This window comes from Streptomyces sp. AC627_RSS907, from assembly GCF_019049165.1.
On sequence record NZ_JAGMUE010001061.1, the window covers coordinates 1 to 706 of the forward strand.

Below are 706 nucleotides of genomic sequence, written 5' to 3' on the forward strand. Positions count from 1 at the left end.
GCGCGGGAGCGGCACATCGCTGCGGCCGAGGCCGAGTTGGCGGCGGCCCGCGCGGCGACGGAGGACGTCGATGCCGCGCGGACGCACGTGGAGCGGGTGCAGGCGGCCGAGCGCGTGGACCCGGACGTCGGGCGGGCCACGGACGCGCTGGACGAGCAACGTGACCGGTGGCAGGCCATCACCGGGCGCCGGCCCTGGCGGTAGTTCGCCGGCGGCCGGTGACCGGGTCGCGGCGTCGCGCGGCAGCGCGGCAGCGCCCGTGTCGTACGGCGGCGGAAGGGGCGGCGCGGCGACCCGAAGCGGCGAGCCGGTGGCCCAGGCACCCCCGTACCGCACGGACCCGCGGGGCGGTCCACGGGGCCCCGTCGGTCAAGCACGGCACCGTACCCGGACTATCGCGGGCCACCTAGATTTGCGACCGAGCAGGACCGGGCACGACCGAAGCACAACCGAGCAAAGCCGAGCGGGGCCCCGGCGGGATCGGGTGACAGTCCGGGGAGAGGGCTCGCGGGCGGGCGGTGCCGGGCCAACCACGAGGCGTCCGGCTGGTGCGCATGGCCCCATCTGCTCAGGTGGGGGTGCGCGGTGCGAACGGAGAGAGCTGCCGATGGCAACCGTTGGCGTGGAAGAGGAGTACCTGTTGGTCGATCGGGTGACGGGACAAACGGCACCACACGCGAAGGCCGTGCTGAGCGCGGCCGAGCTG

At 75.5% G+C, this 706-nt stretch carries 1 pseudogene; it reads left to right on the forward strand.

Features of this window, described 5'->3' with window-relative positions:
- Window positions 1-204 (forward strand): annotated as a pseudogene (locus KUM32_RS40255) (hypothetical protein); the annotation flags it as partial.
- Window positions 205-706 lie beyond the last annotated feature (502 nt).